The organism is Neobacillus citreus, from assembly GCF_018343545.2.
Taxonomy (GTDB): Bacteria; Bacillota; Bacilli; order Bacillales; family Cytobacillaceae; genus Neobacillus; species Neobacillus citreus.
In genome coordinates, this window is record NZ_JAGYPE020000128.1 from 1 (window position 1) to 3764 (window position 3764).

Sequence of the window (3764 nt, forward strand, 5' to 3'; positions counted from 1 at the left end):
GACTCAGAAATAGTTATGCGTTTCCTTGGACTTAAACCTTTTAGTTGATAATAGTTGAGCAATTTCTTGTTGAACTAACGGAGGCAAGAGTTAAAGATCAGCTGTCATTTTTTGCAGCTTTTCTTCTTGAAGTAACGAGGCAGGTTAGTACAGTAAGACGGCCACTCATAAGATACAAACTCTTTTAAATGCTTAAAAAACTCTCCAATAGACAAACTTTTATTAGTAAACAGAATATAAAAATAAACAGGAGGTAGCCAACCTCCTGTTTTCTGTCACAAAGATGATTACTATTTTTGGTCTATTCTTGAGTAAATGTATTTTTGTATAGTAGATTTTCCTTTATAGTCAACAATTGTATATACATTTACATTTTTACTATCTTCAGAAACAAATACTTGCTTGATATCTATGTTAGATGGAATTAAAGCAGAATTTATTTCTCTCGCAGATCCATCACTATCGAGTTGAGTGTAACCCAGTAAGTAATCAGATTTTATTCTTGTAACTGTATAAACTCCATTTTTTACAAGAGAATATGATTGGGCATTGCCATCAGCAATTGGAAACTCAAATTTACTGCCATCTGCATTCCAAATTAAATCGTTCTTTTTGAGGCTATAACTTTGTGCTTGTTTCATACCACCAAAATATAAAATTCCATCATTTATGAAAGCAAGATTACCTAATAATTCAATTTTGGAATGGGAATTAGGATCGGAATTGGTGATGGTGGTTATAAGTTTGTCATCTTCACTTAAGATGTTGTATTTGTCTAGGTTATCGTCCAGACTACTAGAATATATATGTTCAAGCAGATATGGGTGTTCAAAGTTGTTAACTATTCCATAATTAAAATTGCCTTCTGTAGTTTCTCGTTTGTTTAAGATCATTGCATCTTGGGCAACACCATCATTGCTGAATGTTATCTTATGAATTTGGTGGATAGGTTGCTCTGTTGACTCCCCCGTCCCAGCAAAATCAGTAGTAGTTAATACGTACATAGCAGAGTTTGTAAATTCAATACTGGATGTCCAAGTTTTAGCCTTTTCATTTTTTGTATTCCAAACTTGATTCAATAGGTCTGTGACCTTATTTTTTACAATCCATTTATCATCTTTTAAAACAGAAACATTTAAGGAAAAAGCTAAATCCTCAGGAGAAAATAATTCTGATTCTACATCTTGAGAATTTACTGTTAGTACATATGTATATCCGTCTTTTTCAAAAATATAGTCAGTATCTCCTAGATTAGGGATAGGTTCCATCCCTAATTGGTCAATATTTTTTACTAGTGTTAAACCTTTTTGTCCTTCACTATCAGATGTCTCACCTTTGTTAGATACTGCTTTAGCTATTTTACTATCACTTTTACCATTATTACTTGTAGTATCCTTACCACAGCCACTAGCCACTAGCATAGCAAGTAACAGTAAAATCATTAATTTTTTCATTATTTTTCCCCCGATGTATAAAAATTCCAAGCGGATAATATTTTAATATAAGATGGAAAATTTGACAAGCAATGAGAATATGAGATATAGGATTAATAAAAATATTTTAGTTATTTGAAGAAAAAATTGTGAAATAACATACTTAAGCTAAACGGGGGCATTTACACAATAAAGAATAAGATTAATGAACCTAAAATATGCAAGTTTTTATGCAAGACTTGCGTATTTTGGGCCTTTTTACATTCAAAAAAGATACTGCCGTTTATAACATTCTTTAATTTCCAAATACAGGCAGAAGTCGCAGGATGCGTTACTTCAGATATCAACAGAATCAAAAAAATCAAAAGAATCAAAAGAATCATAGTGGAGGATTCCAGGTCATTACATTCATCAAACCAAAATGTGTATAATGGTTATCCATTTTTATTGTTTAGTTGGAGTGCTAAATTAAAAATTGTAACGGGGCAGCTCTGTAAAAATGTGTAGGTAAAAACTGGATACATTGTTGTAAAAAAACATATTATAAACTTTGGAGGTGGTATTATGAAAAACTCAAAATTATTATACTTAGCTTTGTTAATTCTCCCTTGGCTAACAGTACCCTTATTAGGTCGAAACTCATTAAAAAAATATCTTCCAGCTACAATATTTATGAGTACATTCACAAAAGCAATTGATTTATTCGGTGAAAAGAAAAAATGGTGGCGATTTTTTAAAGGAATTCCACCGTTAGATAGTATGAACTTTTTTAATTTCGGTCCTTACTTTGTTTCAAGTCTTTGGATATTAAAATTGACTTATAGGAAATTTCCAATTTATTTAATTTCTAATACTATACTTCACATTTGTTTTATATATTTAGGGGGGATAAAACTTGTAAACCGTAATAAAATATTTACTTTGGAGAAATTAACCAAATTCCAATACTTAATAATCAACTTTTTAAGGGCATTAATACTTTATAGTTTTCAATACATCATTGATTTTAGCCATAGTAAAAAAAGGCATTCTAACAAATAGTCAAATTGTATAAGCAAAACACTATTAAAATGCTTTAATAATGTAAAATGTGAAGAATTGCACTTAAAGTAACGGGTGCTTGAGTTAAAGAAGGATTGCAGCGATGTCGGTCCTTTTTTTATTCGAATAACGGATACAGAAAAGTTAAAGAAAAGACTACTTTACGTGCCCACAGATGTTTATTAGACAATGGTTTTTAAAGAGTGTTTCAAGAGGAGCTCGGAGATTTCAGAGTTTCAGAATTTTGCCCAAAGTTCCTAAATTTTTTAGTAATGCTTACTTATTAAAATAAATAAAGATTAAAGGCACTCAAATTTAGATTGGTGCTTTTTTTGTATATGTAAAAAAAGCCCGTAGCTATTGGCTACGGCAAGAGGGTGAAGGTAGTGCAAACCTTCAATGAGAAATTTATGTTTTTTATCAGGTAATTAGAACTAATACAAAACCACCCATTTTGGGTGGTTAAGGAAAATGGACTTAATTTTAATACATAATATCCTATGTATATCCCTTGTATAGGGTTTGGGTATTCAAATGTAATATAAGATTAGTTATATAATTGTGTCTAATTTTTTCCAGTAATACTTCCTAATTATAAACAGAAAATAAAATTTGTAAGTTATTCAATAATAAGGAGGTAGAGGAAAAATGACTGTAGCAACTCAAGTAAACCAAACTTTAGCTGGGTTAAAAAGTGCACAAGCGAGTTTTGAAACATTTGCATTACAGACTGAAAATAAGCAAGCAAAGCAATTGTACCAAAATGCGGCACAACAAACTCAAGCTATAATTGACAGTATTGAGCCACGTATTCAACAAATACAACAAGAAGAGCCTCAATATAATCAGTAATATCCAATGTTATCTGGTTGGCTAAAAGGTCACTCATTTATGTTTTAAAGTTTATTCACTAATGGTGAATTGCAAAGTTTATGGAAACTAATTTATCTCCGTGTAAATTTTATCCATAGAGGCAAAATAAGTTACGGGATTGTGCTGGAAATTGCCTCCTATTTTAAATGAGGAGTGAGATAAATGGCTGATAAAAACGAACGTAATCGAGTGAATGGCGATGCTGGCGAAGCTGTAGGAACTGGTGTCGGTACTGTCGCTGGTGCTGCTTTGGGATCTACTCTTGGTCCACTTGGTACAGCTACAGGAGCTGTTGCAGGTGGAGCGATCGGTAACAAGGTCGGCGAAGGGGCTAATGAGTCAAACGACGATGCGACGAGCCGAGAATAATAGGCTTTAACTAAAGGGGAAATAAATGCCTTAAGACTCCCAAAAAGG

Annotated in this window: 4 protein-coding genes; 3 read left to right on the top strand and 1 reads right to left on the bottom strand. The window is 32.2% G+C overall.

Going from position 1 to position 3764, the window contains the following annotated elements; genetic code table 11:
* Positions 1-290: 290 nt before the first annotated feature.
* Complete coding sequence (locus KHB02_RS29410; RefSeq protein ID WP_213146174.1) at positions 291-1454, bottom strand: hypothetical protein; 1164 nt, start codon at positions 1452-1454, stop codon at positions 291-293.
* Between the two features lie 543 nt (positions 1455-1997).
* On the opposite strand from KHB02_RS29410, the gene KHB02_RS29415 reads away from it, so the two are divergent.
* The 3 genes from KHB02_RS29415 (at position 1998) to KHB02_RS29425 (ending at position 3716) form a co-directional block, all read left to right on the top strand.
* The gene (locus tag KHB02_RS29415; RefSeq protein WP_213146173.1) at positions 1998-2474 is read left to right on the top strand and encodes a hypothetical protein; all 477 of its coding nucleotides are present in this window, start codon (positions 1998-2000) and stop codon (positions 2472-2474) included.
* 648 nt (positions 2475-3122) lie between these two features.
* Complete coding sequence (locus KHB02_RS29420; RefSeq protein ID WP_213146172.1) at positions 3123-3326, top strand: DUF1657 domain-containing protein; 204 nt, start codon at positions 3123-3125, stop codon at positions 3324-3326.
* 183 nt (positions 3327-3509) lie between these two features.
* On the top strand, positions 3510-3716 hold the full coding sequence (locus tag KHB02_RS29425) for a glycine zipper 2TM domain-containing protein (RefSeq protein ID WP_213146171.1): 207 nt from the start codon (positions 3510-3512) through the stop codon (positions 3714-3716).
* Positions 3717-3764 lie beyond the last annotated feature (48 nt).